Below are 23,919 nucleotides of genomic sequence, written 5' to 3'. Positions count from 1 at the left end.
GTTCGCACGCAGAGCGTAACGCGAATGGGAAAAATCACAAAGACAGTTCGCAGAGGATAAGCGGGTCTGTGCTACTTGGTGGATCGACGGCGCGTCGACTTTTTGACACGCTTACCTTTGTGCCGAACAGGCCCTTTTCCGCGCCGCTTGGTGAACTGTTTGGTCACCGCGCCATCGATCTCAAGCATTTCAAGGGTCAGCCCCCCCGTCACGGGCACGGCTGCGGCCAGTTTGACGGTCACGCGCAGCCCAATTCCAATTTGCAGGCCGCTCTCGGTGCCCTCAAGCACCTGCGCATCGCGGTCATAGCGGAAATATTCACGCCCCAGACTGCGAACCGGGATCATCCCATCCGCGCCCGTCTCATCCAGCCGTACAAACACGCCAAACGCCTGCACGCCACTAATGCGCCCGGTAAATTCTGCGCCAACATGGTTGCTCAGAAAGGCCGCGAGGTAACGGTCCGAGGTGTCCCGCTCGGCCACCATCGACCGCCGCTCTGTGTCAGAGATCAGCTTGGCCGTGTCATCCAGCGTTTCGGTGTCCTGCACGCTCAACCCGTCATCGCCCCATTTGTGCGCCGCAACCAAACCGCGGTGCACGATCAGGTCGGCATAGCGCCGAATGGGCGACGTGAAATGCGCATAGGCCTTCAGCGCGAGACCAAAGTGCCCAATGTGTTTGGGCGTGTAATAGGCCTGCGTCATGCTACGCAGCGTGGACATGTTGATCAGCTCGGCAAAGTCGCTCTCGGACGCGTCATTGAGCAATTTGTTCAACTGCCGGGTTTGCAGAACCTGCCCTTTGGCCAGCGAAAAGCCACTGGCCTGCGCGGTGTCCCGCAGGGCCTCCAGCTTGTCGGCGTTGGGCTCTTCGTGGGCACGGTACAACAGAGCTTGGCCCCGGGTGCCAAGCTCTTCGGCGGCGGCGACATTGGCCAGCACCATGAATTCTTCGATCAGACGGTGCGCATCCAAGCGGTCCTTAAAGGCGACGGCTGTCACCTCCCCCTCGGGGCTCAGCTGGATGGTTCGCTCCGGCAGATCAAGTTCTAGCGGTTGCCGTGAAGCCCGCGCGGTCTTGAGCGCGTCATAGGCCGCATAAAGCGGACGCAAAACATCCTCAAGAAACGGCTCAGTACGGTCCGTGGGCGCGCCATCTATAGCGGCCTGAACCTCTTCGTAATGCAGCGACGCATGTGATTTCATAAGGCCCCGCGTGAACCGCTGACCAATCTTTTCACCTGACGCATCAATCTGCATCCGCACCGCGATACAGGGCCGCTCAACCCCTTCGTGAAGCGAGCATAGGTCCCCCGAAAGCCGATCCGGCAGCATCGGCACCACACGGTCAGGGAAGTATGTTGAGTTGCCGCGCCGACGCGCCTCTCGGTCGAGTTTGGAGCCGGGGCGCACATAATGCGCAACGTCCGCAATGGCGACCCAGATGATATGACCGCCAGGATTTTTAGGATCATCATCGGCGTGCGCAAAACAGGCATCGTCGTGATCCCGCGCATCATGGGGATCAATCGTGATCAGCGGCAGCTCGCGCAGATCTTCGCGCTTGCCCAGATCGACAGGCGTTGCGGCGTCGGCTTCTTCCATGACCGCATCAGGAAAGTGATCGGGAATACCATGTTGATGGATCGCAATCAGGCTAACGGCTTTGGCCGCACCCGGATCACCCAACCGCGCCACCACACGGGCGCGGGGCATACCCATGCGCCCTTTGGGCCCGGTCTGTTCGGCCTCAACCAATTCTCCGTCCTGCGCGCCCTCTCGGGCACCGGCAGGCACGTGCCATTCGCGGTCTGCACCCTTATCGATCGGCACGATGCGACCGGCCTCGGCCCCCGCACGGTAAACCCCCAAAATCCGCTTGGGGTTGGTGCCAATGCGGCGGATCAACCGACCGATGTATTCGTGCGTTTCGTCCTGTACAGCCTGCAACCGCACAAGCGCCTGATCGCTTGGCCCCATTGCCGGGTCCGAGGCCTTTAGCTCCATCAGGATGCGCGGGACATCGCCCTCACCCTTCCACTGCAAAGGCCGGGCAAACAGGTCACCGTCTGCGTCAGTCCCCGTGACCTCAACCACCGCAACCGGTGGCAGCGTATCAGGGTCCGTATAACTGCGAGAACGTTTTTGCAGATGCCCCTCAGCCTCCAACTCGCGCAGGACGCGTTTTAGATCAATCCGCGCGGCCCCCTTGATCCCAAAGGCCTTGGAGATGTCACGCTTAGAAGTGAGCGATGGGTTATCGGCGATCCATTGTAGGATCTGCGGCTTGGTGGGTACCTGTGTCATAGGCATCCAGCTAGCACGCGGCCCGGTGTACGCCCAGCCCGAAAGCGGCGGGGCCGTCCTTATCGGCTACTCAGCGGGCGGGGTCGCGGCCTTGGTCAAAGGAACCACAGTATCTGGCGCGCTTGGCTCGAACTCGAAACTCTCAAGCTGACCGGCGCGCTTGCCCGCGCGTTCCGCTGCGATATTGATCCCTTCAACATCGCGCCGAGCTTGGCCGAAATGTGTGTTCAGCTTGCCCACACGCTCAACCACCAATTCCACATCGCGGTGCAACGCCGAGATCTGTTTGCGGATTTCGCCCGCCTGCGCCTGCATCCGCGCATCCTTGAGGATCGCGCGCATCGTATTCAACGTCGCCATGCAGGTCGTGGGCGATACGATCCAAACCCGCGCGACGAACCCATCGCGCACGACCTCAGGGAAATGCGCATGCAACTCGGCGTAAACAGCCTCTGAGGGCAGGAACATCAACGCGCCGTCCGCAGTTTCACCCTCTAGAATGTACCGCTCAGAGATCGCCTTGATGTGGGTGCGGATGGCCACACGAAAGGCGCGCTCAGCCTCCGTTTTAGCCTGCGGCGTGTCCGCGCGCACCAAGGCCTCATACGCCTCTAGCGGGAATTTGCTATCAATCACGATAGGCCCCGGAGGATTCGGCAAATGGATCAGGCAATCCGCGCGCTTGCCGTTCGAAAGCGTTGCTTGCAGCGAATAGCTGTCTGCTGGCAGCGCCTTGGACACGATATCATTCAGTTGGATTTCACCAAACGCCCCGCGCGTTTGTTTGTTCGACAAGATATCTTGCAGCGACAGAACATCACCCGATAGCTTTTCGATCTTGGCCTGCGCGCGGTCGATGGTTTCCAAACGTTCTTGCAACGCACCCAGCGAACGCGCCGTACGGTTTGAGGTGCCGTGCAGCGTCTCACCCATGGATTTTTGCACGTCTTCCAACCGCCGTTCCATATTGGCTAGCATGGCGGATTGGGCTGTGGCCTGTGCCTCTGACACGGCTGCAAGCGCACCAGTGATCTGCATCTGACCATCGGACAGAGCTTGGACACGAGTGCTGAAATAGGTCATCTGCCCCGCGATAGGCTCTAACGCGCGGGCGGTACGGGCGGCGGTTCGCAAGGATAGAAACACCAGCAGGATGACCAGCGCACCCGCCCCGATCAGGGCCAAGGTGACCGGATCATCCAACGTAATCTCAATGCTGCCCAGACGGATCATGTGCGCCCAAACAGCCGTTCGATGTCAGACAGTTTCAGCTCCACATAGGTGGGTCGTCCATGGTTGCATTGGCCGGAATGGGGCGTGGCTTCCATCTCGCGCAGCAGCGCGTTCATTTCCTCTGCACGCATTTGGCGGCCAGAACGGATGGACCCGTGGCAGGCAATGCGACTGAGCACAGCCTCAATCCGGGATTGCACCGTCAGCGTATCACCGGTGTCGTCCAACTCATCCAGAATATCCCGCAACAGCGCCTCGGCGTTGATAGTGCCCAAAATGGCAGGGGTTTCGCGCACGGCAATCGCGCCCGGGCCAAAGGGTTCCAGCACAAGGCCAAATCGTCCCAGATCAAGCTCCAACAGACGGTCCGCATCCGTCCCTAATTCAACGATATCCGGGATCAAAAGGGCCTGCGTCGGAACACCATTTTCTGCCATCTGACGCTTTAGCTTTTCGTACACAAGCCTTTCATGGGCGGCATGCTGGTCCACGATAACCATGCCATTTTGCGTCTGGGCAATGATGTAGTTTTCATGCACCTGCGCGCGGGCTGCTCCCAAGGGGCCATAAGTCGCCTGAGGCGTATCGGGGGCCGCGTCGATGACCGGCTCAAACCGCGCTGTTGGCTCGGCAAAGGCGGGCGTTTCGATCTGATAGCTTTGGGGGCGGAGGCTCGGGGAACGCTCCATCTGATAGACCGGCGCGGTCGGGGCTTCGGGGCGCATGGCCCCAAGCGTGGCGTCGGCCACAGTGGTCGACGCACGGTGCCCCGCATTGGCCAAGGCATGCCGCAGTGCGCTGACGATCAGGCCGCGCACCATGCCCGGTTCCCGAAAGCGGACCTCCGACTTGGCAGGATGCACGTTGACGTCCACCAATTCCGGCGGGCAGTCGATGAACAGTGCCGCAACCGGATGCCGATCCCGGCTCAAAAAATCATGATACGCGCCGCGCAACGCCCCAAGTAGCAGCTTGTCCCGCACAGGTCGCCCATTCACGAACAAAAACTGCGCCACTGCTGCCCCGCGCGAATAGGTAGGCAGGGCGGCATAACCGGTCAGGCCAATTCCATCCCGCTCTGCATCAATGGGCAAAGCGTTTTCGGCGAAATCCTTGCCCAACACGGTAGCAAGCCGCCCATGCAGCGCATCAAACAGATCACCGGTTTGCGGGTCCGCGCGAAAGGTAACCCGCGCCGCATCAGCAGACACATCGCGCAAAGTGAACCCAACGAAGGGTTCGGCCATAGCGAGGCGTTTGATGACATCCGATATCGCCTGCATCTCCGCCCGGTCGGTGCGCAAAAACTTGAGCCGCGCAGGCGTTGCATAGAACAAATCGCGCAGCTCCATCACGGTCCCGCTGCTGAGCGCGGCGGGCTTGCCGACGCCAAGTGCACCGCCTGTGACGGTCAGGCTCGTCGCTTCTTCACCAGCCGTGCGGGACGTCAGCGTTAGCCGCCCAACAGCCCCAAGAGAGGCAAGCGCCTCTCCTCGGAAACCGAAGGAATGGATGTTGGTCAAATCCGAGCCGTCGATTTTGGACGTGGCGTGGCGTGAAACGGCCAAGGGCATCTGCATAGGCGCGATCCCGTGGCCATCATCCGTGACGCGGATCAGTGTTTTACCGCCATCCGCGATATCAACAGTGATGCGCCGCGCGCCAGCATCCAGCGCGTTTTCCACCAATTCCTTAACGGCAGAAGCGGGGCGCTCGATCACCTCGCCTGCGGCGATGCGGTTGACCGCGCTTTCATCAAGCTGACGGATCGTCGGAAGGGATATATTGCGGTCGGGCGCGTTCATACCGCTAGAAGTAGCATGTTCACGCCCGATTCTGCCAGTGTGTTAGTTGAAGCCTTGCGGCTGCCCAACGATCACAAAATGCATGTCCTCAACCACCAAATGCTCAGCGGCAACGCGCTGAATGTCTTCTAGCGTGACGGCGTTTACCTGATCATTGCGGGTCTCGATGTAGTCCACGCCCAACCCCTGCGCCTGCATCCCCGCAAGGATACCCGCGATCCGCCCGTTGCCATCAAACCGCAGTGGATAGGCCCCGGTGAGATAGGTTTGAGCGGCATCTAGCTCCTCTGGGGTGACGCCGTTTTCGGCCATGTCGGCCCAGATGGATTGGATCAAGTCGATGGCAGGCCCGACGTTTTCATTTGAGGTCGAAAACTGCCCCAGCCACTGGTTGCCATAATCGCGCGAAGCAAGGAACGAACTGATCCCATAGGTCAGCCCGCGCCGTTCGCGCACGTTCACCATCAGGCGCGATTCAAACCCGCCGCCACCAAGAATGTGGTTCGCCACAAAGGCCGGGAAAAAGTCGGGATCGTCACGATCCACCCCGGCGTGGCCGAACAAAACCACCGATTGGGGTGAGCGATAGTCAACGATGGTCTGCCCACCCTCCAGCGCAAGCTTTGCCTCAACAGGCATAGGCGCGCCGGTCGCAGGCAAATCGCCCAGCAACGTATCCAGCAACGGCCCAAGCTCTGCCGCAGAAATATCGCCCGTCACGCCGATATAGACCCTGTCGCGGGCAAAAACAGCCTGATGCGCGGCGATCAAATCTGCACGCGTCAACGCATTCACGCTTTCAACGGTGCCTTCTTGCGCAGTCGCATAGGGGTGCCCCGGATAGCTAAGCGCGGCCAGCGTCGTGCCCGCGATGTCGTTTGGATCGGTTTCGTTGCCCTCAATAATCGACACAATCTGTGTTTGAACGCGGTCGATCGCGTCTTGGTCAAAACGGGGAAACTTGATCGCGTCACGCAACAACGCGAGGCTTTCTTCACGGTTTTCCGTCAGGAACTGCGCCTCAATCTGGACGCTATCCCGAAAGGTATCAAAGCCGAAATTAGCAGCAACGGCTTCGGTCGCTTCGGTAAAGGCGCGGGCGTCGCGGTCACCGGCGCCCTCTTCTAGGAGGCCCATCATCATATAGGTCGCGCCACGCTTGCCTTCGGGATCAAGCGAGCTGCCGCCCTTGAAGCGGATGTCCATCGCCACAAACGGGATCGACGGTTCCTCCACCAGCCATGCTGTGATCCCACCGGGTGAGGTGACCTCCTGGATTTCAACGGCCGCGCGTGCGCCGAAGGGCACGAGTACGGCGATGATCAGAGCGAAACGGAGCATCATTGCGTGGCCTCCTCGGCGGATGGGTTGGTCAGATAACCCGTGACAGATGTGTTCAGATCGAGCAGCGATTGGGCAGCGGCAAGGATTTGTTCTTCGGTCACAGCCTCAAGGATACTTGGCCACATCTGCACGTCCTCTACGGTCAAGCCCGAGGTCAAAGCCGCGCCATAGCTGCGCGCACGCCCCTGCAAACTGTCCTGCCCATAGATCTCAGAGGCCCGCACCTGCGCCTTGAGCCGTTCCAGCTTGGCACTGTCGATCCCGGCCTCAATAAAGGTTTTGAGCGAACGCTCCATGTCAGCCTCGGCCTGCTCGAGAGTCCGGCCAGGGACGGGCACGACCAACATACCAAACGTCGTGTCGTCCAGCGACATGCCGCTATAAAACGCCTCTGTGTAAAGCGCGGATTTCTCAGTCTGCTCTAGCAGGTTTCCCATGTGCGAAGTCGCGGAATTGCCCCCCAACAGCGCGGCCAAAAGGGTATAGGCCGCCGCATCCTGCTGCGCGCCGGCATCCCGTTCAGGCGCAAGCCACGTGCGGATCACATACGGGTTGGACACGCGATCATCGACCATTTCCATATGGCGAGCCGACAAATGCTCAGGCTCCGCGGGGCGTGCCCGAGGCGGTAGGTTTTCGGACGGCGGCACGGGGCCATAATACTGCGTAGCCAGCGCGTGGACCTCATCGGGGTCAACGTCACCCGCCACCACAAGCACCGCATTGTTGGGCGCATAATGCAGCGCATAGAAATCAAGCGCGTCTTGGAGTGTCAGTGCGGCCACTTCATCGCGCCACCCAATGATCGGGCGGCCATAGGGGTGGTTCAAAAACTGCGCCGCACGGCGTTGTTCGCTGAACAAGGCGCCCGGATTGCTGTCGGTGCGTTGGGCACGCTCTTCGACCACAACATCGCGCTCGGTCAGCATGTCTTCATCGTCCAGCACCAGATTGCGCATGCGGTCCGATTCCATGCGCATCATCAGCTCCAAGCGGTCCGAGGCGACGCGCTGGAAATACGCGGTGTAGTCATAGCTGGTAAACGCGTTGTCAGAGCCGCCATTGGCCGCAACCACGCGACTGAACTCACCGGGTTCCATCGTTTCGGTGCCCTTGAACATCAGATGTTCCAGAAAATGCGCGATACCGGATTTGCCGGACGTTTCATCCGCTGAGCCGACCTTGTACCACATCATGTGGACGACGACGGGGGCGCGGTTGTCCTCAATCACGACCGCCTCCAACCCGTTATCAAGGGTAAAGGTCGTCACGCGATCAGCGGTTTGCGCCTGTGCGGCGGCAGAGAACGCGAAACATGCGAGGGTAGCGAGAGCAAAGCGGCGCATAGGGCCTCCGAAGGTCAGGGCTATTGCATAGGAGATGGGCACCGATGCCGCGAAGTCAACGGACAGTACCTATTCCTGACGACCTCGTGAGGGCGCGGCTACTGCTCTAGCAGGGCAGGATTTGGGGGAGCGGCGGGTGTCCGAACACCTGCGTCACGCAAACGTTGCAGTTCGCGGTACTTGTCCAGCGACTGGGGCCGGTAGGATTTGTAATAAACGTTAACGTTAAACAAACGCTCCAACGTCAGGCCATCATTGGCCCGGCGAAACGCCTCATCCTCGGTGGCGAGGGTCGTGCGAATGTCGGACCCCACGCCGTAGCGCGTTACGGTCGCGATCAGCCCACGGTCACCGCCAACGCTCGCATCCACGCGACCACCCAATGCGGCCACTGCGTCAGCTGCGGGGGTTGGGTCGGTCCGATTGACGCCACCGGGCGTCGGTACAGGCAGTTCGGCAAAGGTTTCGGGCTGTAGCAATGGGGTCGTCGGCAGGATCGAAAATTCATCCGGCGTTCTGTCCGTGTTGCGCAGGTTCATCAGGTTAGGGGCCGCATCCCGGTCCCCACAGGCTGACAACGCCACAAGGGCGGCAAGGCTCATTAGGCTGACCCGAAGTTTTCCCATTGGTCCAAGACTTTCCTGCTACTCGTGAGTTCGTTTACCGCAAAGAACGGACGCCGTCACGCGGGCTTTTTCGTCTCGTCGGCAAAGAACACCAAACCGAATGCGCCAGCAAAGATAAAGATATCGGCAATGTTGAAGGTAAACGGGTTTTGGATGCCGCAGCAGGACATGTTGAGAAAGTCCGCAACGGCGCCGTAAATCACCCGGTCCAGCGCATTGGCCAATGCCCCGCCCACAATCATCCCTGCCGACACCCGCGCGATGGGTCGCGGCAAACGACGCGCCCAGTGGACCAGCCACCCCGAGATGCCCAGCGCCAGCGCGATCAAAACCCAGCGCGTCATATCACTGTCTTGGGCAAAAAGCCCAAAGTTCACGCCCCGGTTCCACCCCATGCGAAAATTCAACAGCGGCGGCACCACATCCAGCGCCAACCGCGTCTTGAGGTCCAGCATATGAACCACGGCAACCTTGGACATCTGGTCGATGGCAAAGGCCACGGTGGCCCATATGAAGATCAATCGCATGTTTTGGACCTTAGTGCCGGAAGTGGCGCATGCCAGTGAACACCATCGCAAGACCGGCCTCATCGGCGGCAGCGATGACTTCATCGTCGCGCATGGAACCGCCCGGCTGGATCACACTGGTGGCACCGGCGGCAGCGGCCTCTAACAGACCATCGGCAAACGGGAAGAACGCATCCGAAGCCACAGCCGACCCAATGGTCAGGGGTTGTGGCAACGAAAGTGCCTCAGCCATACGCTCGGCCTTTTTGGCCGCGATAAGCGCGCTGTCCACACGGCTCATCTGGCCTGCGCCGACACCGACGGTGGCCTTATCTTTGACGTATACGATAGCGTTGGATTTCACGTGTTTGGCGACTTTCCATGCGAACAGCAGGTCGGCCAATTCCGCATCAGAAGGCGCGCGTTTGGTCACAACTTTTAGGTCATCAAGCCCGATGTGGCCCGCATCCTTGTCCTGCACCAACATCCCGCCTGCAACCTGACGGTAGCTGCGCAGGGCGGTGCGTGGGTTGGGCAAGCCGTCCGTGGTTAACAGGCGCAGGTTTTTCTTTTTGCCCAAGATTTCGCGCGCATCGGCATCGGCACCGGGGGCAATGATCACTTCGGTAAAGATGCCGCCAATCAGTTCGGCCGTGGCACCGTCCAGCGGTTGGTTCAGCGCGATGATCCCACCAAAGGCTGAGGTCCGGTCGCAGTCAAATGCGCTGCTGTAGGCTTCGGCCAGTGTCGCACCGCGTGCCACGCCGCAAGGGTTTGCATGCTTAATGATTGCACAGGCAGGGCCATCGGCGGGGTCAAACTCCGCGACCAACTCAAACGCCGCATCGGTGTCGTTGATGTTGTTGTAGCTGAGCTCTTTGCCCTGATGTTGCTCGGCGGTGGCGACGCCGGTGCGCGCAGAGCCATCCACATAGAACGCAGCCTGTTGGTGCGGGTTTTCGCCATACCGCAGGCTTTGGGTCAACTCACCGGCAACAACGACGCGGCGGGGGGTTTCCTCACCGATGGCGCTGGCCATCCAGGTTGAGACCGCAGCGTCATAGGCACCCGTGCGGGCATAAGCGATTTGCGCGTGCCGCTGGCGGAATGCGAGGCTGGTTTGACCATCTTGGGCGTCCAGCTCTGCCAAAAGGGCGCTGTAATCCTCAACATCGACAATCGTTGTGACAAAGCCGTGGTTTTTCGCAGCAGCACGGATCATGGCGGGGCCGCCAATGTCGATGTTCTCGATCATTTCGCCGTAGTCCGCGCCACGGGCAAGGGCGGCCTCAAACGGATAAAGGTTCACGACCAGCAGGTCGATGGCCCCAATGTCATGCTCTGCCATCGCCGCAGTGTGCTCGGGGTTGTCGCGCAGCGCAAGAAGGCCGCCGTGCACTTTGGGGTGAAGCGTCTTGACCCGGCCATCCATCATTTCAGGGAAGCCTGTCACATCCGCCACGTCCCGCACCGCGATACCTGCGTCCCGGATTGTCTTGGCCGATCCCCCGGTGGACAGCAATTCAACGCCCCGAGCGTGCAACGCACGTGCAAGGTCCAGCAGCCCGGTCTTGTCTGAAACGGAGATAAGCGCGCGGCGCAGTGGCACGAGATTGGTCATAGGAGGTGTCCTCTTGGGTCTTTGGTCGGGCGGCCCCGGCGATGATACGCCCTAGGCTTAGGGCGACACATGCGCGTCCTGCGCCTTGGTCAGGGTCCAGTCAATGGTGGCGGCATACTTCACCAATCGGTCGGATAAAACGATCTGTTTTGTCGCGCGTGGCTTTAATCGCGCCGGGTCCAGATACACGGAGGGAGCAAGGCTGGCAAATCGGCCCTCACCGGGACGGAAAATCCAAACCTCAGAGTTGGGCAATTGGATCGAGACGGCGCGACCGCCCAAATCCACTTCAGCCTCGGTATCCGGATGCAGATGAAACCGCAGGCTTAGCGCGATGCCTTCTAATCCGGTGGCATCCATGACCCTGTCAAACTGTGCTTTGTCCGCACGTGTCAGGGCGCGCAGGCTATCCTCAGCCGTCAATGTGCGCCCATCCAAGCTTAGCGCGAGGCGGCGCAGGTGGGTCAACCCTTGGCCGCGCACATACCCATCATGGCTCATGATTAGGGTCGTCATTTTGCGGCTTTCGGACTTTTGGGCGATGACTTTGTGCGGGGCCTGAACCAGCGGTGCGATGGGCCCTTCTGCGCCAATCACCTCGGGCCCGATGCGGGCCGAGGAATATCGATCCAACCCCATTGTCGAATGGCTTGCCGTGGCCCGGCAGGCCCGCGCCCAATCGGGGCCAAACGCAGAGCCCGCTCCGCAATTCACGATCACGCCGTGTCCGTCGGAGTTCAGCTCAAACGCAAGCGTACTGGCGTGGGCCGCACCCGAAGCCTCACCCGTAGGTGGGGCAGCCGCATCCACAATGACGGTCGTGCGGCCATGGTGCAGCGTGTCGTATCCCATTGCCTGAACCTTGGCAGCGGGTGTGCGGATGTCCGAGAGAACCAACGCCTTGTCCAACTGCCCCGGCGCGCCGCCACTGCCGCCGTGAAACCGCGCCAACTGACCATCCACATGGCGCAATGCCCGCAGGGTGGGCGCGATCCGTTGCAGCGCGGCCTCGATCTCAAATACCGGCTCTTTGCCCCCTTCGCTTAGGGCGGACCGAACCCACCCCAGCAAGGTAAAGACCTCAAGCAACTCATCCGGGTTGCGCGATGCCACGCCACCATCCGGCGTCACACAGGCCGCAACCGTGCGCGCCAACGCCTTGAGGGCGATTTCACGGATGGGCTCATACCCCTCAAGCGTGAGACCCGCATAGATCAACCCGGTCAACGCCTCGATCCGAGGCAACCCCTGCGGACCACGCGGCCATTCACGGCGCAAAAACAGCGTTTGTCGGGAGAGGCTGTGAAACAGCAAAGCCTGCGATTTGGGCGGCATATGCATCAGCAGCATTGGCGCATGCGTGATCAACCGCACCAACCGCCGACCCGTCACCGCAGGGGTCCAGCCCGGCCCCTTTCCGGTGCCAAACCGCGCGATCCAGTCGAGCGTCCATGCCTGCGCCGTCTCTCGCGCGGCGGTGTCACCAATGGCCGCAATATCCTCAAGCCACTCGAAACTGTGCAAAGCGTTGGCAAAGGCATCAGACGGGGGATCAACCGCCCAAACAGATGTGGATATGGGATGTTCAACCAGTGCGCCTGCAAACAGCAGGTTACCCGCCATGATCTGACGCCCCTTGGGATAGGACCCGATGGCCTGCGGCTGAGGATGACTAACAAAGGCGCGCGCGCCGCGCCCCGGATGCGCAAGCAAAACCCGCAACCTGCGGGCCGTACCCGGTCTGGGCCAGCGAGGATGTGAGGTGGGGAAAGCCACCATGGCGCGTCTGCTCAGTCTTGTTTTGCAACAATCCTAGGGGCTGACGCGCAACCTGTCACCCATCGCGACGCAGCACCGAGATGTAAAAGCCGTCCATGCCGCCCTGCTCCGCCCAAAGATCAGGCAAAAGCCGCAGGCCATGGGGGCTTTGAGCTTGCTCCGGTAGGCCAAGGTTGGTGGGGTCCAGCGGCAGCGCGTTCCAGCCTGCGTGACGCTTAAGCGCTGCTTTGACTTGGAATTCTCCCTCCACGGGCAGAAGCGAGCATGTGCAATACAGCAAACGCCCCTCCGGCGCGACAAAGCCCAGCGCCCTGTCGAGCATCTGATACTGCAGCTGAGTGAGGGTCTCAATCTCGGCGGGTTTCCGCAAATGCGGCAAGTCCGGGTGACGGCGAATAGTTCCCGTGGCCGAACATGGCGCATCCAGAACGACCACATCGAAGGGGGCCTCGGGCTCCCACTCCATCACGTCGGCAACGATAACATCCGCCGCAAGACCGGTCCGCGCGAGGTTGTCCCGCAGACGCCGCACGCGTCCCTCAGAGATATCAAGTGCAGTCACGTGCGCGCCAGCCGCTGCCATTTGCATGGTTTTGCCGCCGGGGGCGGCACATAGGTCCAACACCCGAAGCCCCGAAATATCGCCCAAAGTGCGCACAGGGGTTGCGGCAGCCGCATCCTGCACCCACCAATCGCCGGTCTCAAACCCCGGAAGGGCCGTCACTTGCGCGCCCTCAATGCGGCGCGAACCGGTGGGCAAGTCGGTGCCGGGCAGCCCATCTGGCATCGCGGCTTTCATCGTTAAATCTAGCGGCACTTGCGCCAAATGCGCGGCCTCAATCGCCTCAAGCCGGTCCCGGCCATAGGCCTTGGCGATAGGTTTGCGCAGCCACGGCGGCAGGGTTGCACTGGGCAACGCATCCCACCCGGCGCGGTCCTGTGCCACTTTGCGCAGAACGGCATTCACAAGACCCGATTGCTTGGCCGTTTTGGGCACTGCCCCGGCAAGGGACACCGCACTATCGACCACACCATGCGGAGCGGCGTCGTCCAGCATCAATTCCGCCACGGCCAGCCGCAGAATTGCCTGCGTCCGAAGCGCGGGGGCGCGTTTGAGGTGCGGGCGCAACAAGGCGTCAATCCGACTGAGGTGGCGCAGCACCAACCCCGCCAAACGGCCGGCGCGCGCGGCATCGGCCCCATACATGGAAAGGTCGGATTGCGCCTCGGTGAGCATCCGTTTTTCGATAAGAACAGCGTGAAGCAGCCTGAGCGCGCCGTTGCGGGCGTCCTGACCTGAGGCGATGGGCGTTGCGGACATGGCGCTTTCTCTTGAGTCTGCGGAAGTCACGCGTATATCAAAGGCCATGGCTGACACAACACCCACCCCGCCCGAAGTTGATCCCGACACCCCACGGGAAACCGAAGCTGAGCGTCGCGCCAAGCTTCCCGAAGTCGCGCGCCGCGCCCTTGAGGAAGCCGACGCACGCAAAGCCGCGCAAGCCGCCGCCGAGATGCCGACAGAATTGGGCGGACGCGACGGGCCGGAACCCGTCCGCTATGGCGATTGGGAGAAAAAGGGCATCGCGATCGATTTTTGATTGCGCCTAGCGCAACTTCAGATCGGCGGAATCTCCAGCACCCTGATCGGACGTGAACCGCAGCGTATCTCCGTTCACGCGGACCTCTTGGCAATTGTAGCCAAGGTCATAGGTGCCCCAGTAAAGCGACCGGCAAAAGTAGTTGCCCTGCCATTGCCAAGCGCCCGTGACATCACGCCCAAAGCCACGGCCAAGGATGCCCCCCTGCCCGGTGACATCCAGTTTGATCCCAAAGCGTGTCAGCGCCTTGCCATCAATCAAAGAGACGAAATCCGTCCGCGAATCTATTTTCTCAAATGCATGCGCCGTCACCGGCAACATCAGCATGACCGCCCCAAAGGCTGCCAAAGCCGTCCAACGTTTAACCATAACATCACTCCTTGGTGATGCAGAGTATACGCAGGACTATGACATTTGGATTTATTTCAGCCCCAAAACGTCGAGCATATCAAATGCACCGGGGCCTTTGTCCTGCCCCCAAAGGGCGGCCTTCAGTGCCCCGCGGGCAAAAACTGAACGGTCGCTGGCAACGTGGCGCAGGGTCAAACGCTCTCCCTCGGCGGCAAAGAGGACGTCATGTTCACCAATGATGTCGCCGCCGCGGATGGCGTGAAAACCTATGGCCCCGCGTTCCCGCGCGCCAGTGATCCCGTCCCGGCCACGGTCCGCAACATCCGCCAGTGAAACGCCGCGCCCTTCGGCTGCCGCTTCACCCAACATCAGCGCAGTCCCAGAGGGTGCGTCGACTTTGTGACGGTGGTGGCCCTCAATGACCTCAATATCGTAGTCGGCGTCCAACGCAGCGGCGACCTGTTTCACCACCTGGGTCAACAGGTTAACCCCGAGGCTCATGTTGCCTGCGCGGACAATCGTAGCGTGACGCGCGGCAGGGCCGAGGGCTGCGATATCCTCATCCGATAGCCCCGTGGTGCCAATCACATGCACGGCACGGGCCTGTGCGGTCAGTTCGGACATCGCGAGGGTTGCGGCGGGCGTTGTAAAATCGATCACGGCCTGCGCATTGGCGACCACCTCAATGGGATCATCCGTCACCGGCACGCCGATATCCGCCCCACCCAGACACGCGCCCAGATCCCGGCCCGCCCAGTCGTGGCCTGGACGTTCCGTCACGCCCACAAGGCGACAATCGGGGGACGCTTGCACCACGTCGATAAGCATCCGCCCCATGCGACCCGAGCCGCCCATCACAACGATACCGGGCGTCTGTGACTGTGATTGGACCATGTTTTTGCCTCCTGGGAATTGAGCCCCGTTGATGCGCAATCCGCAGCCCAAAGGCAACGGGTTGCTTGCGCCCTTGCGCTTGCGGGCCTATCTGAGGCGAAACAACCAAGGGGCGCGCCATGGGCAAGTCGACTTTCTCTGATGGGGCCGGACCCTCGCAACGCCAGCTACGTGTTGGCGAATTAATCCGACGCACCATGTCGGAATTGCTGTTGCGCGGTGATCTGCATGACCCCGACCTAAACGCGCTGTCGATCACTGTGTCCGAGGTGCGTGTGTCCGGCGATCTGCGGATCGCAACGGCCTACGTCCTGCCCTTGGGTGGTGACAACAAGACCGCCGCAATCGAAGCACTCAAGCGCAACAAGGGTGAAATTCGCCGGGCCGTGTCCAAAGGTCTGACCATCAAACACTCGCCCGAGATCCGCTTTTTGATCGATGAGACATTCGACAAGATGGACGAAACCAAACGGCTTTTGGCAAGCGACCACGTGGCCCAAGACCTCAAGCCGGATACCCCCCAAGACCCCGACACCGAATGATACTGCGCGCGGCCATTGCACTTCTTTGCTTGTTGACCGCGCCCGCAGTGGCCTGTGAGCAGATCACGCACCGTGATGCGCGCTTTACCGTATGCGAAGTCGCGCCAGACGCCCGTGTGGAACTGTTCCTGCGTGATGAAGCGGGAAACATCCTTGGTGCGTTCTCATCCGTGAAATCCCGCGTTGACGGCACCATTGTCATGGCGATGAACGCGGGCATGTATCACGATGATCGCCGCCCCGTGGGCCTGTACATTGAGGACGGCATCCAAGAAGCCCCGATCGTCACCCGCGCTGGGCCGGGGAACTTTGGCCTTCTTCCCAACGGGGTCTTTTGCCTGCGCGCGGATCGCTCAGATGTGATCGAAAGCCGCGCATTTGCCGCAAACCAACCCGCTTGCACCGATGCCACGCAATCGGGGCCGATGTTGGTGATCGACGGCGCACTGCACCCACGGTTTCTGCCCGGCAGCACGTCACGCAACATTCGCAACGGGGTGGGCACTTCGGCCGATGGGCAACGCGTTGTTTTTGCCATCTCGGATGATGCGGTCACCTTTCACGAATTCGGAACCCTTTTCCGCGATGCTCTGGACCTGCCGAATGCACTATATTTCGATGGCCGGATCTCACGGCTGTATGCTCCCGCGGTGGGGCGCAATGACTTTGGCCTGCCTCTGGGGCCGATCGTCGCCGTGATCGCGGATTGACGGGCTTACACGGGCGCAGTAGCACGCGGCCTTCATCTTTCAGGACGGATCAAAACACATGGGACGCAAACGCAAGGGTCGCGCAGTGCACGGATGGCTGGTTGTGGACAAGCCTGCGGGCGTGACCTCAACCGCTGTGGTCAACAAGGTTCGCTGGGCGTTGGGCGCTCAGAAAGCCGGCCACGCAGGGACCTTGGACCCTGACGCAACAGGCGTTCTGGCCGTCGCCTTGGGTGAGGCCACAAAAACCGTGCCCTACATTACCGATGCGCTGAAATGCTACCGGTTCGAAGTGCGGTTGGGGGCCTCTACCACCACCGACGACGCAAGCGGTGAAGTGATTGAAACGTCTGATGCCCGTCCCACGGACGCTGAAATCGAATCTGCACTTGCCGCCTACCGTGGCGATATCATGCAGGTCCCGCCGCAGTTTTCCGCCGTAAAGGTCGATGGTGAACGCGCCTATGACATCGCCCGCGAGGGTGAGGTGATGGAACTGGCCGCACGCCCCCTTTGGGTGGATAGTCTGGATCTGATTGAGCGGACGGGCCCTGATACTGTCCTGCTTGAGATGGTCTGCGGCAAAGGCGGCTATGTCCGGTCAATCGCGCGCGATCTGGGCGCGGATTTGGGCTGCTTGGGGCATGTCGCGTGGTTGCGCCGCACATGGTCTGGCCCGTTTGAGGCCGAAGCCGCGCTGCCCTTTGACCAAGTCGATGCCTTGGCACAAACACCCGAGCTAGACACCCACATCCAACCCTTGGAATTAGGCCTAGAGGATTTGCCAATGCTGCCTTGCGCCGCCGACGGCGCCGCGAAACTGCGCAACGGCAATCCCGGAATGGTCTTTTCCTCTGACGTTGACTACGGCGAAGAGGCGTGGGCCGCGCTAGATGGCAAAGCCGTTGCCATCGGAACCTACCGGAGCGGTGAATTGCACCCCTCGAAGGTGTTTCAAACCTTCCAAAGTTGAAACATTTGGGGGGACAGGCATGTCAGTCGCAGCCCGTTGCCCCCCAAACACCGTCTAATTGTTACAGCCAATCACGGTGATAGGAACGCGCCTACACCTCGCCGTGAGGCGTGTATCCCGCTGCGCGTTTTGCCTGCATCCTAAGTGCAATCACATCAACGGGCCGTGCGTCACACACACATAACACACACCGCACGGTCCACCATTTTTAGGACTGCACAATGAACCGCTCTTTCTTTCAAATCCTCACCGCAGGTGCGCTCGCGACCATCGCGTTTGACCTATTCGGCCAAGGGCTTTCCCCGCTTTTTGGCTTTGCAAAACTTGCCCCTGTGGGCCTTGCCAATGGCACGCTCAACGCGGTTTTTGGTAGCTCACCCAAAGGCGCTGCTGATGCGCTGCATATCATGACGGGGCTGCTTGCCTATCCGCTGGGCTATCTGCTCGTCGCACGGCCCATTGCTGGAAAAATTCTGCCAAACCTGCATTGGAGCGGTGTCGCCATTGGCTATGGCATCGGGCTGTGGGTTTTTGCCCTGTATGGTATGGCGCATCTTGTGGCCGGGCTGAAACCCTTCCTCGGGTTTACGGGCATCACTTGGGTCGCGCTTTGGGGGCATATCCTCTTCGCGCTTGTCGCCGCATGGGTGCTAGAGCGAGAGGCCGAAGAACCCGCACACGCCTAAACAGACCAACACGCGGCCGCCCCTTTCCTCAGGGGTGGCCGTTCGTATATGCCACCCGTCATGATCACACGCACACATATCAAAGACGACGCCCCCTCCGTGGCGACCTATTCGAATTGTGAAACATACCGCTACGCGTTGACCCGCACATGGGACGACAGCGGCGCGCGGGTGAATTTCCTGATGCTCAACCCCTCCACCGCGACGGAGGTGCAAAACGACCCCACGGTGGAACGCTGCGAACGCCGGGCGCGGGCCTTGGGGTTCGGCGCATTTCGGGTCACGAATATCTTTGCACTTCGCGCCACAGACCCGCGCGACATGCGCGCCGCTGCCGATCCCATCGGTGCAGGTAATGACGCCGCCATCCTAGAGGCCGCGGATTGGGCCACACAGGTGGTCTGCGCTTGGGGCACGCACGGCGCACATATGGGGCGCGGGATTGCGGTTGAGGCGCTGTTGCGCCCAACGGGCGTGCCGTTGTTGCACCTAGGGCTGAGCAAAGCGGGCCATCCGAAACACCCGCTTTACATCAGCTACACGACCCAGCCAGAGCCGTGGCACCCCGCCTAGACCCTAGTCCTTGGGCGTGGTGCGCGCATACTCAGGCGTGATTGGGATGTGTTCATCATCATCGCCGGGTGGCAGCTGAAACGGGCCGTTTTCCCAATCGGCCGCCATCCACGCCTCTTTGGCCTCTTCGATCTTGTCCTTTGAGGACGACACGAAGTTCCACCAAATATAGCGCTTTTCATTCATCGTCGCGCCGCCCAGCACCATCAGCCGCGCGCCCTGAGGACCTGCTTTGGCGGAAATGGAATCGCCGGGGCGGAACACCATCATCCGACCCGCTGGAAACGTATCACCCGCGACCTCAATGCTGCCCTCGGTCACGTAGATCCCGCGATCCTCATGATTATCCGGCAGGGGGAAGGAGGCCCCAGCAGCCAATACAACGTCAGCATAAAACGTCTCAGAATGCATCGTGACAGGGCTGGTTTCGCCGTAGGCATCCCCAAGGATCAGCCGCGCAGTCACACCTGTGTCCGCAATCACCGGGAGAGCAGCCTCTTTGTGGTGCTCAAAATCGGGGGCGATGTCCTCTTTGTCCTCTGGCAGGGCGATCCACGTCTGAATGCCGAACAGCTTGTTGCGGGTGGCGCGTGTCTCTTCTGAGGTCCGCTCCGAGTGGGTGACACCTCGGCCAGCCGTCATCCAATTCACCTCACCGGGATAAATCATTTGATGGGTGCCGATGCTATCGCGATGCTCAAACTCACCTTGATAAAGGTATGTCACGGTCCCGAGACCAATGTGCGGATGCGGGCGCACATCGATCCCGCCATCGGTGATGAATTCCGCCGGACCCATTTGATCGAAAAAGATGAACGGCCCAACCATCTGGCGCTTGGGCGATGGCAGCGCGCGGCGCACATCAAACCCGCCGATATCCCGCGCACGGGGAACGATCAGTGTTTCCAACGCACCGGCGGCGCTTGGGCATTCGGGACTTTGGGTCGGGTTCCAACTCATCTGGGTCACCTTTCTGACTGCGGGGCCGTAGGGAATTTGTTAACCATATGATGTAAAAACGCCAAAGCGCCACTGCCGCGAAAACGCACCGCACGTGCATTTTCGCACAAAGGTCGCTGCCGCGGCTGCGCGCAATGGGTTGCATCGGATGTGGAATCGTCCTAACTGCCCTCACTTCTCCAAGGGCCCTGCTGGACGACATCCCGGCTTGTGCCATTCACTCAAACCATAGGAGACCCCGATGTCGATCACAGTTGAAGAAAAAAACCGCCTGATCAAAGAATTCGCAACCAAAGAAGGCGACACTGGTTCGCCCGAAGTGCAGATTGCGATCCTGACCTCGCGGATCTCCACGCTCACTGAGCACTTCAAAACACACAAAAAAGACAACCACGGCCGTCGTGGCCTTCTGAAGATGGTTGCTCTGCGCCGTAAGCTTCTTGACTACACACGTGGCAAAGACGAAGCGCGCTACCAAGACATCATCAAGCGTCTCGGCATCCGCCGCTAAGTCGCTTCGATAGTTAAAAGAAACGCTCGCATCTTGGTGCGAGCGTTTTTCGTTGTGGGGTGCCGGTCTAGGCGCGGATTGTCAGTTCAAGTACTGAGCGATCTGATCCTTTAGAGCCATGCGTTGCTTGCGCAGCATATTCATATGCTCATCCGAGGTAGGCTCCACATTTGTTTCGGCCCGATGCACGGCACGGTTCACTTCGTGATAATCCTCAAACAGTTTCGCAAAATGGGCGTCCGACTGTTTGAGCGTGCTCATGTGGTCCGCGCTTTCGGGAAATTCTTCGGCCAATTCGTGGGGTGTGTTGCTCATGTGTCCTCCGGGATGTCTGGTGCGCCCGGACCATTCACCAACCGGGCACCGCCCAACCTGACGCGTCTCCCCGAGATTGCCTTGACCCAAATCAACTTGGAGCAATCAGTCACGCGCGCCCAAAACCCGCGCGCCAGCAAGACCCTTCCCAAACGGCACCAAACACTGTATGCGCGCACCATCTGAGACGTAACGCAGCAGACCCCGGCGTTGTGCAAAAGGATTGGGGTCGGCGGCAATGGGGCCGCCAAGCCACGGGAGACCCGGGAAGGCCCGGGAGTGCTCCCTCATAGGAAACGATGAATGTTCAACGTTGTTAAGAAAGAAATCGAGTGGGGTCACGACACCCTTACTCTGGAAACAGGTAAAGTTGCGCGCCAAGCAGACGGCTGCGTAATCGCCACCTACGGTGAGACGTCCGTCATGGCGGCCGTCACCTTTGCAAAGGCGCAAAAGCCCGGCCAGGACTTCTTCCCCCTGACCGTGCACTACAATGAAAAATACTACGCTGCGGGTAAAATCCCCGGTGGTTTCTTCAAGCGTGAGGCCCGCCCCACCGAAAAAGAAACACTGACCTCGCGTCTGATCGACCGCCCGATCCGCCCACTGTTCGTGGACGGCTTCAAAAACGAAGTTCTGGTGATCTGCACCGTGCTGTCCCACGATCTTGAAAACGACCCAGACGTCGTTGCAATGATCGCGGCATCCGCTGCTCTGACGATCTCTGGCGCACCATTCATGGGCCCCATCGCTGGCGCACGTGTTGGTTTCGTGGATGGCGAATACGTGCTGAACCCAGCCGTGGACGACATGCAGGACCTGCGCAACAACCCCGAGCAGCGTCTCGATCTGGTTGTCGCCGGCACCAAAGACGCCGTGATGATGGTCGAATCCGAAGCCTATGAGCTGTCGGAAGCCGAAATGCTGGGTGCTGTTAAGTTTGGTCACGAACAAATGCAGCCTGTCATCGACCTGATCGTTGATCTGGCCGAAGATGCCGCAAAAGAGCCCTTCAACTTCCAAGCGCCTGATTTCAGCGACCTCTCGGCCGCTGTAAAAGCCGCTGGCGAAGAGCAAATGCGCGCCGCATACGCGATCACCGACAAGCAAGAGCGCACCGCCGCTGTTGCCGCTGCAAAAGACGCGATCAAAGCCGCACTGACCGAAGAGCAACTGGCTGACGAGAACCTCGGCACCGCACTGAAAAAGCTGGAATCGGCTGTTCTGCGCGGCGACGTTGTCAAAAACGGCAAGCGGATCGACGGGCGTGCCCTTGATACAGTGCGTCCGATCGTCTCTGAGACTGGCATCCTGCCACGGACCCACGGCTCGGCGCTGTTCACACGCGGTGAAACGCAAGGTCTGGTTGTTACGACGCTCGGCACCGGCGACGATGAGCAATTCATCGACGCGCTGCACGGCAACTTTAAGTCGAACTTCCTGCTGCACTACAACTTCCCTCCCTACTCGGTGGGTGAAGTTGGGCGTTTCGGCCCTCCCGGTCGTCGTGAAATCGGTCACGGTAAACTCGCATGGCGCGCCCTTCAGGCCGTTCTGCCCGCCGCAACCGACTTCCCGTACACCGTGCGCTTGGTCTCCGAGATCACGGAATCGAACGGCTCCTCGTCGATGGCTTCCGTCTGTGGCGGTTCGCTGTCCATGATGGACGCTGGTGTGCCCCTGAAAGCCGCCGTTGCAGGCGTGGCCATGGGCCTCGTTCTAGAAGACGACGGTGACTACGCGGTCCTGACCGACATCCTCGGCGACGAAGATCACCTCGGCGACATGGACTTCAAAGTGGCTGGTACCGAAGAAGGCATCACATCGCTTCAGATGGACATCAAGGTCGCAGGCATCACGCCCGCAATCATGGAAAAAGCTCTAGAGCAAGCCAAAGCAGGCCGTATCCACATCCTCGGCGAAATGGCCAAGGCACTGACTGGCGCGCAGGAATTCTCTGTGCACGCCCCCCGCATCGAAACGATGCAGGTTCCAACCGACAAGATCCGAGAAGTGATCGGCTCGGGCGGTAAAGTCATCCGCGAAATCGTGGAAGTCTCGGGCGCGAAGGTCGACATCAACGACGACGGCATCATCAAGATCGCCTCGCCGAATGCTGAAGCCATCCAAAAAGCCTACGACATGATCCACTCGATCGTCGCAGAGCCCGAAGAAGGCAAAGTCTACAAAGGTAAAGTCGTCAAGATCGTCGACTTCGGCGCCTTTGTGAACTTCTTTGGCAAGCGTGACGGCCTTGTGCACGTCAGCCAGATCGAAAACCGTCGCCTGAACCATCCTTCGGATGTCCTCAAAGAGGGTCAAGAAGTATGGGTCAAGCTGCTCGGCTTTGACGATCGCGGCAAAGTCCGGCTCGCCATGAAAATGGTGAACCAGGAAACTGGCGCAGAAGAAGTAAAAGAAGAAGCCGCAGAGGGCTAAGCCCCACGCGTTTCTTAAGAAAGGCCCCGGTGGAAACGCCGGGGCCTTTTGCGTTTAGTGAGTTGCTAGGGCAGGACGACGGGCCCGGAACCAAAGGGTTGTGCCAGCAACAATGACGACACCAACACCCGCCAGCATTGCAACCTGCCCGCCGAAATCATTGCGCACCATAATCGCGACCAAAGCCCAAACCACCGCTGCGCCATAGGTCAGGCTGGGCCGCTTCCACAGCACGACAAGCGCGATGCTGAGCGCGACGCACAGGGCGATTAACCCCCAAACAACATCGCTAAGCCCGCCGAGGCCCCAGCCCGCACCGGTAAGGCCCAACGCCACGCTGGACGCAGCTGTCAGCCAACCCGCGTACAAGCCCAATGGCCCCGCCAACATCCAAGCATCCTTGCGCGGCGCACGGATCAACGCCCAAAGCGCGCCCACAAGCATCATGTAAATCATAACCGTGGCCCAAACGGGCGAGACCTCTGCCACTGCCAACCATGGCACGCCAGCAATCATACTCAGGATGAAACCGGGGCGCGTCGCGTCCCACGCAGGGTCCTCTCGAAACCGCCACAGCCCGACAGCGGCCATCACCAACAGCCAAAGGTAAATGATACCCCACAGCGAAAACGCATAGCCCGCAGGCAGCACCGGCGGCGTAAACTGCGGGATCGGATAGAGGGTAGGATTGAACCCATCAAACGGCACAAAAACCGGAGAGATGAAGAACGCGAGTGTCAGGCCAAGTACGGCAATTGCTTTGATAGTCATGCTCTATACATAGGGATTTACCCA

23 protein-coding genes are annotated in these 23,919 nt (G+C 60.2%); 8 read left to right on the top strand and 15 right to left on the bottom strand.

The genetic code is table 11. The annotated features are described in order from the left end of the window. Nucleotides 1–71: 71 nt before the first annotated feature. The 10 genes from rnr to PM04_RS12950 all read right to left on the bottom strand — a co-directional run bounded on the left by rnr (nucleotide 72) and on the right by PM04_RS12950 (nucleotide 13,890). Nucleotides 72–2,309 carry a ribonuclease R gene (gene rnr, locus PM04_RS12995; protein ID WP_038007525.1) on the bottom strand — a complete coding sequence of 746 codons (2,238 nt, stop codon included), beginning with the start codon at nucleotides 2,307–2,309 and terminating at the stop codon, nucleotides 72–74. 66 nt (nucleotides 2,310–2,375) lie between these two features. Continuing rightward, complete coding sequence (locus PM04_RS12990) at nucleotides 2,376–3,542, bottom strand: DNA recombination protein RmuC (protein ID WP_038007524.1); 1,167 nt, start codon at nucleotides 3,540–3,542, stop codon at nucleotides 2,376–2,378. Beyond that, on the bottom strand, nucleotides 3,539–5,347 hold the full coding sequence (gene mutL / locus PM04_RS12985) for a DNA mismatch repair endonuclease MutL (RefSeq protein WP_038007521.1): 1,809 nt from the start codon (nucleotides 5,345–5,347) through the stop codon (nucleotides 3,539–3,541). Before mutL ends, PM04_RS12990 begins: the two co-directional genes overlap by 4 nt. A gap of 42 nt (nucleotides 5,348–5,389) precedes the next feature. Continuing rightward, complete coding sequence (locus PM04_RS12980) at nucleotides 5,390–6,688, bottom strand: pitrilysin family protein (protein WP_052068482.1); 1,299 nt, start codon at nucleotides 6,686–6,688, stop codon at nucleotides 5,390–5,392. After that, nucleotides 6,688–8,037, bottom strand: a complete 1,350-nt coding sequence (locus tag PM04_RS12975; protein ID WP_038007516.1) for a pitrilysin family protein — start codon at nucleotides 8,035–8,037, stop codon at nucleotides 6,688–6,690. The genes PM04_RS12980 and PM04_RS12975 overlap by 1 nt, the downstream gene beginning before the upstream one ends. Before the next feature lie 98 nt (nucleotides 8,038–8,135). Beyond that, nucleotides 8,136–8,663: a DUF3035 domain-containing protein gene (locus PM04_RS12970; RefSeq protein WP_038007514.1), complete on the bottom strand. Its 528-nt coding sequence runs from the start codon at nucleotides 8,661–8,663 to the stop codon at nucleotides 8,136–8,138. 56 nt (nucleotides 8,664–8,719) lie between these two features. Next, complete coding sequence (lspA, locus tag PM04_RS12965) at nucleotides 8,720–9,190, bottom strand: signal peptidase II (protein ID WP_038007513.1); 471 nt, start codon at nucleotides 9,188–9,190, stop codon at nucleotides 8,720–8,722. A 10-nt stretch (nucleotides 9,191–9,200) separates the two neighbouring features. Continuing rightward, entirely contained in the window at nucleotides 9,201–10,790 is a 1,590-nt protein-coding gene (gene purH, locus PM04_RS12960; protein WP_038007510.1) for a bifunctional phosphoribosylaminoimidazolecarboxamide formyltransferase/IMP cyclohydrolase, read from the bottom strand. A 57-nt stretch (nucleotides 10,791–10,847) separates the two neighbouring features. Further along, nucleotides 10,848–12,569 carry a heparinase II/III family protein gene (locus tag PM04_RS12955; RefSeq protein WP_081946104.1) on the bottom strand — a complete coding sequence of 574 codons (1,722 nt, stop codon included), beginning with the start codon at nucleotides 12,567–12,569 and terminating at the stop codon, nucleotides 10,848–10,850. 55 nt (nucleotides 12,570–12,624) lie between these two features. After that, a complete protein-coding gene (locus tag PM04_RS12950) occupies nucleotides 12,625–13,890 on the bottom strand; it encodes an RsmB/NOP family class I SAM-dependent RNA methyltransferase (protein ID WP_038007507.1) in 1,266 nt (421 codons plus the stop codon). 46 nt (nucleotides 13,891–13,936) lie between these two features. Here PM04_RS12950 and PM04_RS12945 point away from each other — a divergent pair, with 46 nt between their 5' ends. Then, nucleotides 13,937–14,170: a DUF1674 domain-containing protein gene (locus PM04_RS12945; protein ID WP_038007669.1), complete on the top strand. Its 234-nt coding sequence runs from the start codon at nucleotides 13,937–13,939 to the stop codon at nucleotides 14,168–14,170. A gap of 6 nt (nucleotides 14,171–14,176) precedes the next feature. Here the strand turns inward: PM04_RS12945 and PM04_RS12940 are convergent, their stop codons facing one another. After that, entirely contained in the window at nucleotides 14,177–14,539 is a 363-nt protein-coding gene (locus PM04_RS12940; protein ID WP_038007506.1) for a hypothetical protein, read from the bottom strand. Nucleotides 14,540–14,590: 51 nt separating this feature from the next. Then, the gene (gene dapB / locus PM04_RS12935; protein ID WP_038007504.1) at nucleotides 14,591–15,415 is read right to left on the bottom strand and encodes a 4-hydroxy-tetrahydrodipicolinate reductase; all 825 of its coding nucleotides are present in this window, start codon (nucleotides 15,413–15,415) and stop codon (nucleotides 14,591–14,593) included. Nucleotides 15,416–15,534: 119 nt separating this feature from the next. Here dapB and rbfA point away from each other — a divergent pair, with 119 nt between their 5' ends. The 5 genes from rbfA (at nucleotide 15,535) to PM04_RS12910 (ending at nucleotide 18,899) form a co-directional block, all read left to right on the top strand. Further along, on the top strand, nucleotides 15,535–15,957 hold the full coding sequence (gene rbfA / locus PM04_RS12930; RefSeq protein WP_038007501.1) for a 30S ribosome-binding factor RbfA: 423 nt from the start codon (nucleotides 15,535–15,537) through the stop codon (nucleotides 15,955–15,957). Next, nucleotides 15,954–16,667 (top strand): phosphodiester glycosidase family protein, encoded by a 714-nt coding sequence (locus PM04_RS12925; RefSeq protein ID WP_038007498.1) that lies wholly within the window; start codon nucleotides 15,954–15,956, stop codon nucleotides 16,665–16,667. The genes rbfA and PM04_RS12925 overlap by 4 nt, the downstream gene beginning before the upstream one ends. A 58-nt stretch (nucleotides 16,668–16,725) precedes the next feature. Next, nucleotides 16,726–17,640: a tRNA pseudouridine(55) synthase TruB gene (gene truB, locus PM04_RS12920; RefSeq protein ID WP_038007495.1), complete on the top strand. Its 915-nt coding sequence runs from the start codon at nucleotides 16,726–16,728 to the stop codon at nucleotides 17,638–17,640. Nucleotides 17,641–17,861: 221 nt separating this feature from the next. Continuing rightward, a complete protein-coding gene (locus PM04_RS12915) occupies nucleotides 17,862–18,326 on the top strand; it encodes a hypothetical protein (protein WP_038007494.1) in 465 nt (154 codons plus the stop codon). A gap of 60 nt (nucleotides 18,327–18,386) precedes the next feature. Beyond that, the gene (locus PM04_RS12910; RefSeq protein WP_038007667.1) at nucleotides 18,387–18,899 is read left to right on the top strand and encodes a DUF1643 domain-containing protein; all 513 of its coding nucleotides are present in this window, start codon (nucleotides 18,387–18,389) and stop codon (nucleotides 18,897–18,899) included. Between the two features lie 3 nt (nucleotides 18,900–18,902). On the opposite strand, the gene PM04_RS12905 is transcribed toward PM04_RS12910, so the two are convergent. Continuing rightward, entirely contained in the window at nucleotides 18,903–19,859 is a 957-nt protein-coding gene (locus PM04_RS12905) for a pirin family protein (RefSeq protein WP_038007492.1), read from the bottom strand. 241 nt (nucleotides 19,860–20,100) lie between these two features. Between PM04_RS12905 and rpsO the strand changes: the two genes are divergently transcribed. Next, nucleotides 20,101–20,370, top strand: coding sequence for a 30S ribosomal protein S15 (gene rpsO, locus PM04_RS12900; protein WP_038007491.1), 270 nt, complete (start codon nucleotides 20,101–20,103; stop codon nucleotides 20,368–20,370). A gap of 81 nt (nucleotides 20,371–20,451) precedes the next feature. Here the strand turns inward: rpsO and PM04_RS12895 are convergent, their stop codons facing one another. Next, complete coding sequence (locus PM04_RS12895) at nucleotides 20,452–20,685, bottom strand: YdcH family protein (protein WP_038007490.1); 234 nt, start codon at nucleotides 20,683–20,685, stop codon at nucleotides 20,452–20,454. Between the two features lie 303 nt (nucleotides 20,686–20,988). Between PM04_RS12895 and pnp the strand changes: the two genes are divergently transcribed. Continuing rightward, nucleotides 20,989–23,124 carry a polyribonucleotide nucleotidyltransferase gene (pnp, locus tag PM04_RS12890; protein WP_038007489.1) on the top strand — a complete coding sequence of 712 codons (2,136 nt, stop codon included), beginning with the start codon at nucleotides 20,989–20,991 and terminating at the stop codon, nucleotides 23,122–23,124. A 54-nt stretch (nucleotides 23,125–23,178) separates the two neighbouring features. On the opposite strand, the gene PM04_RS12885 is transcribed toward pnp, so the two are convergent. Beyond that, complete coding sequence (locus PM04_RS12885) at nucleotides 23,179–23,895, bottom strand: hypothetical protein (protein WP_038007488.1); 717 nt, start codon at nucleotides 23,893–23,895, stop codon at nucleotides 23,179–23,181. Nucleotides 23,896–23,919: the final 24 nt, after the last annotated feature.

The organism is Thalassobacter sp. 16PALIMAR09, assembly GCF_000765485.1.
Lineage (GTDB): Bacteria > Pseudomonadota > Alphaproteobacteria > Rhodobacterales > Rhodobacteraceae > Thalassobacter > Thalassobacter stenotrophicus.
This window is presented reverse-complemented; position numbering and strand designations above follow the sequence as displayed.

Excerpts from the sequence above, each read along its gene's own strand:
- rnr (WP_038007525.1), bottom strand. The coding sequence starts at position 2,309 with ATGACACAGGTACCCACCAAGCCGCAGATCCTACAATGGATCGCCGAT.
- PM04_RS12990 (WP_038007524.1), bottom strand. The coding sequence starts at position 3,542 with ATGATCCGTCTGGGCAGCATTGAGATTACGTTGGATGATCCGGTCACC.
- mutL (WP_038007521.1), bottom strand. The coding sequence starts at position 5,347 with ATGAACGCGCCCGACCGCAATATATCCCTTCCGACGATCCGTCAGCTT.
- PM04_RS12980 (WP_052068482.1), bottom strand. The coding sequence starts at position 6,688 with ATGCTCCGTTTCGCTCTGATCATCGCCGTACTCGTGCCCTTCGGCGCA.
- PM04_RS12975 (WP_038007516.1), bottom strand. The coding sequence starts at position 8,037 with ATGCGCCGCTTTGCTCTCGCTACCCTCGCATGTTTCGCGTTCTCTGCC.
- PM04_RS12970 (WP_038007514.1), bottom strand. The coding sequence starts at position 8,663 with ATGGGAAAACTTCGGGTCAGCCTAATGAGCCTTGCCGCCCTTGTGGCG.
- lspA (WP_038007513.1), bottom strand. The coding sequence starts at position 9,190 with ATGCGATTGATCTTCATATGGGCCACCGTGGCCTTTGCCATCGACCAG.
- purH (WP_038007510.1), bottom strand. The coding sequence starts at position 10,790 with ATGACCAATCTCGTGCCACTGCGCCGCGCGCTTATCTCCGTTTCAGAC.
- PM04_RS12955 (WP_081946104.1), bottom strand. The coding sequence starts at position 12,569 with ATGGTGGCTTTCCCCACCTCACATCCTCGCTGGCCCAGACCGGGTACG.
- PM04_RS12950 (WP_038007507.1), bottom strand. The coding sequence starts at position 13,890 with ATGTCCGCAACGCCCATCGCCTCAGGTCAGGACGCCCGCAACGGCGCG.
- PM04_RS12945 (WP_038007669.1), top strand. The coding sequence starts at position 13,937 with ATGGCTGACACAACACCCACCCCGCCCGAAGTTGATCCCGACACCCCA.
- PM04_RS12940 (WP_038007506.1), bottom strand. The coding sequence starts at position 14,539 with ATGGTTAAACGTTGGACGGCTTTGGCAGCCTTTGGGGCGGTCATGCTG.
- dapB (WP_038007504.1), bottom strand. The coding sequence starts at position 15,415 with ATGGTCCAATCACAGTCACAGACGCCCGGTATCGTTGTGATGGGCGGC.
- rbfA (WP_038007501.1), top strand. The coding sequence starts at position 15,535 with ATGGGCAAGTCGACTTTCTCTGATGGGGCCGGACCCTCGCAACGCCAG.
- PM04_RS12925 (WP_038007498.1), top strand. The coding sequence starts at position 15,954 with ATGATACTGCGCGCGGCCATTGCACTTCTTTGCTTGTTGACCGCGCCC.
- truB (WP_038007495.1), top strand. The coding sequence starts at position 16,726 with ATGGGACGCAAACGCAAGGGTCGCGCAGTGCACGGATGGCTGGTTGTG.
- PM04_RS12915 (WP_038007494.1), top strand. The coding sequence starts at position 17,862 with ATGAACCGCTCTTTCTTTCAAATCCTCACCGCAGGTGCGCTCGCGACC.
- PM04_RS12910 (WP_038007667.1), top strand. The coding sequence starts at position 18,387 with ATGATCACACGCACACATATCAAAGACGACGCCCCCTCCGTGGCGACC.
- PM04_RS12905 (WP_038007492.1), bottom strand. The coding sequence starts at position 19,859 with ATGAGTTGGAACCCGACCCAAAGTCCCGAATGCCCAAGCGCCGCCGGT.
- rpsO (WP_038007491.1), top strand. The coding sequence starts at position 20,101 with ATGTCGATCACAGTTGAAGAAAAAAACCGCCTGATCAAAGAATTCGCA.
- PM04_RS12895 (WP_038007490.1), bottom strand. The coding sequence starts at position 20,685 with ATGAGCAACACACCCCACGAATTGGCCGAAGAATTTCCCGAAAGCGCG.
- pnp (WP_038007489.1), top strand. The coding sequence starts at position 20,989 with ATGTTCAACGTTGTTAAGAAAGAAATCGAGTGGGGTCACGACACCCTT.
- PM04_RS12885 (WP_038007488.1), bottom strand. The coding sequence starts at position 23,895 with ATGACTATCAAAGCAATTGCCGTACTTGGCCTGACACTCGCGTTCTTC.